The sequence below is a fragment of the Pleomorphochaeta sp. DL1XJH-081 genome (assembly GCF_049310885.1).
Lineage (GTDB): Bacteria > Spirochaetota > Spirochaetia > Sphaerochaetales > Sphaerochaetaceae > CAYZJV01.
This window is the reverse complement of sequence record NZ_JBMDYO010000054.1, coordinates 1-284: the sequence shown is the minus strand read 5'-3', so window position 1 is coordinate 284 and position 284 is coordinate 1. Positions and strand designations below refer to the sequence as shown.

Sequence of the window (284 nt, the reverse complement as noted above, 5' to 3'; positions counted from 1 at the left end):
ACCACACTTAACTCATACTATCCAACCTTCTTTCAGTTTCCTCTTCAACCTCCATAAACATCATCATGTCGTCTGTCAACTGCGGAAACTGCGACTGCGCTGACAAATCCCAGTGCGGGAAGAAGGGCTACACAGCCGACATCATTGAGACCGAGCAGAGCTACACCTACAGCATGGTGATGGATGCCCCGGCCGCGGCCGAGCACGATGGAAACTGCAAGTGCGGCACTAGCTGCGCTTGCACCGACTGCACCTGCAGCCACTGAGACTATCAAATAGTGACT

General features: G+C 53.2%; 1 protein-coding gene. It reads right to left on the bottom strand.

What is annotated here, in order from left to right; translation table 11 throughout:
* Positions 1 to 44: 44 nt before the first annotated feature.
* A partial coding sequence (locus ACODJP_RS13880; protein WP_422482507.1) for a hypothetical protein occupies positions 45 to 284 on the bottom strand: 240 nt, incomplete at its 5' end.